Source organism: Agromyces binzhouensis (assembly GCF_004135055.1).
Taxonomy (GTDB): Bacteria; Actinomycetota; Actinomycetes; order Actinomycetales; family Microbacteriaceae; genus Agromyces; species Agromyces binzhouensis.
On sequence record NZ_SDPL01000396.1, the window covers coordinates 1 to 2,920 of the forward strand.

Below are 2,920 nucleotides of genomic sequence, written 5' to 3' on the forward strand. Positions count from 1 at the left end.
CCCGACGCCGACTGACGCGGGTCGTCGTCACCCGGCCGTCGACGGCGGTGGGGCGGATGCTCCGCCGCAATCCGGCACGGACTGCGACGCGTCGTCGGACGGCGCGGACGGTTCGGGGGTCGACGTCGACGCCCGCCTCCGCCGCACGACGAGCCGACCGACCAGCCCGCCCACGGCGACCAGGACCGCGACGACGAGCGGCGGCACGACGAGCTCGGGAAGCGTCGACGCCGACTGGAACACGCCCACGGCGTACTCGATCATCTCGTCGGGGCGGCGCGCCAGGACCCGGCTGCCGGCGGCGTTCGAGACCGCCGTGATGAGCGCCGGGCCGATCCAGAGCACGGCGAGCGCGACGACGGCGGCGATGACGCGGCCGACGGTGCCGATCCCGCCCCACGCGATGGCGGCGCCGACGAGCACGGCGGGCAGCCACCGGAGCACGAACAGCACGGGTTCCTGGGCCGACCCGCCGACCGCGGGATCGGGAAGGAGGAGACCGCCGAGCCAGGACGGGGACAGCACCGCGGCGACGGCGAGCCCGATGACGGCGCCGGCGCGCGGTGCGGTGCCGACGAGGATCATGACGGCCACCCCGATGAGGTCGGCGAGCACGGCGACGGCGACGAGCGCCGCGAGGTACAGGTCGGACTCGAACCGGTCCTCGAGGCCCCCGCGCACGACCATCGTGCTCTGCACGACGGCCGTGACCTGCACCGCGAGGAGCCCGACCAGCATCCAGGTGACGCCGGACCGACGCTGCCGCGACCGTGTCGCTCGCGCGGCGATGCCCGCGATCGCGGCGCCGACGATGAGCAGCGCGGCGATGCGCGTCAGGAAGTACTGGCTGAACGGCAGCAGCGCGAGCGGGTACTCGTCGGGCAGGGCATCCGTCGCCCAGAGGTTCTGCAGCGGCAGCCGCATCCCGTCGAGGAGCCACGGAAGCAGGCCGACGGCCCCGGCCGCGGCGCCGATGAGCAGGCACAGCCACCAGCGGAGCGGGCGGGGCGGGGCGTCGGCCGCCGCGCCCTCATCCGGGTCGCGGGTCTCCCGCTCGGCCTCACGTGGTTCGGTGGCGGTGTCGTCGGGTTCCACGGCGGCTCGCTTCGGTCGGTCGTCCAGGTCGGGTGCAGTGGCACCCTAGCGGCGGCGCGGCGTCGACGCCTCAGTCCGCGCCGACCTCGTGCAGGACCGCGACGACGCGTTCGGCCGGCAGCGGCGCGCCCGCTTCCTCGACCTCGTGCACGAGCGCGGTCAGTGCGCGGTTCACGGGGGCGTCGATTCCGGCCGCCTCCGCCTCGCGGACGACCGCCCCGTTGAGGAAGTCCACCTCGGTCGGCTGCCCGCGCCGGAGGCTCTGCTGCGTCGAGCCGAGGTTCGGCACCGATCCCATCCGCACGCGCATCGACCACGGCAGCACCTGCGCGAGCCCGAGCGGCAGCCGCGCGAACGCGCGCAGGCGCCGATCGCCGAGCCCCTGCAGCGAGCCGAAGCGGATGCCGCGGGCGATCCCGACGCGCACGCACTCGCGCATCGACGCCGCGACCACGCGCCGCAGCGCCGGGTCGTCCACCACGTCCTGCACGCTCCGACCGACGATCGCGGGGACCGCGTTCAGCATGTTGACGACGAGCTTGGTCCACTGCGCGCCGCGGAAGTTGGAGACCGCGACGACGGGCACGGCCGCGGAGATGAGCGACGCGACGCGCCGCACCTCGTCGTCGGGCGCACCGTCGCCCCGGCCGAGGTAGCTCGCCGCGGTCGTGGTGACCCGCACCGAACCGGGTTCGGTGTAGTTCGCCGCGATGATCGAGAGCATGCCCATGCACGCCGAGCGGGGGAGGAGCCGCTCGGCCGTCGCGACGCCGTCGAGGCCGTTCTGCACCACCACGACGGGCACCCCGTCGATCACGGCGCCGTTGGCGACGATCGCCGCCGCGGCATCCTGCGCCTTGGTGCACACGAGCGCCAGGTCGGGCCGCACGGTCAGGCGCTCGGCGGCCGCCGGATGCACGTGCGCGTCGCCGTACCCGCCCGACAGCCGGATGCCGCCCTCGCGGATCGCCTCGAGGCCCGCGCCGCGAGCCGTCACCTCCACGTCGTGCCCCGAACGCTCGAGCAGTGCGGCGAAGGTGCCGCCGAGCGCGCCCGCGCCGATGATGCCGATCCTCACCGGTCCAGCGTAGGGCGACCGAACGGTGCGGGCGGTCCGCGCTGTTAGCCTGTACGGCGTGAACAGCGGCATCCTCCTCGTCGACAAGCCGCAGGGGATGACCAGCCACGACGTCGTCGCCCGCGTCCGGCGCCTCGCCGGGACCCGCAAGGTCGGCCACGCCGGCACGCTCGACCCGATGGCCACCGGGCTGCTCCTGATCGGGATCGAGACGTCGACGAGGCTCCTCCACCACCTCGTCGGACTCGACAAGGAGTACCTGGCGACCGTGCGCCTCGGCTGGGGCACGACGACCGACGACGCCGAGGGCGAGGCGCTGCCGGCGGCATCCGCCGAGGCCGTCGCCGCGATCGCGCGCGCGGCCGTCGAGGCCGGGATGGCGGAGCTCACCGGCACGATCGACCAGGTCCCGAGCGCCGTCAGCGCCGTCAAGGTCGACGGCAAGCGCGCCTACCAGCGCGTGCGCGACGGCGAGGCGGTCGAACTCGCCGCCCGGACCGTGACCGTGTCGGCGTTCGAGCTGCTCGACGTGCGCGAGGGTGCCGGATGGCTCGACCTCGACGTGCGCGTCGCATGCTCGTCGGGCACCTACGTGCGCGCGCTCGCGCGAGACCTCGGCGCCGCGCTCGGCGTCGGCGGGCACCTCACCGCACTCCGTCGGACGCGCATCGGCCGGTTCGACGTCGCCGAGGCAGGCTCGCTCGAGGGACTCGACGTCGCCGCGGCGCGACTCGCGCCGGCGGAGGC

General features: G+C 75.1%; 3 protein-coding genes. 1 reads left to right on the forward strand and 2 read right to left on the reverse strand.

Annotated elements, in window-relative coordinates; translation table 11 throughout:
• Nucleotides 1–27 precede the first annotated feature (27 nt).
• Together ESO86_RS14730 and ESO86_RS14735 are read right to left on the reverse strand one after the other, a co-directional pair.
• Nucleotides 28–1,095, reverse strand: a complete 1,068-nt coding sequence (locus ESO86_RS14730) for a hypothetical protein (protein WP_129235663.1) — start codon at nucleotides 1,093–1,095, stop codon at nucleotides 28–30.
• 70 nt (nucleotides 1,096–1,165) lie between these two features.
• Nucleotides 1,166–2,173, reverse strand: coding sequence for a ketopantoate reductase family protein (locus tag ESO86_RS14735; protein WP_129235664.1), 1,008 nt, complete (start codon nucleotides 2,171–2,173; stop codon nucleotides 1,166–1,168).
• Nucleotides 2,174–2,270: 97 nt separating this feature from the next.
• Here ESO86_RS14735 and truB point away from each other — a divergent pair.
• Nucleotides 2,271–2,920, forward strand: a 650-nt coding sequence (gene truB / locus ESO86_RS14740; protein ID WP_242492393.1) for a tRNA pseudouridine(55) synthase TruB, incomplete at its 3' end; no start/stop codon positions are given.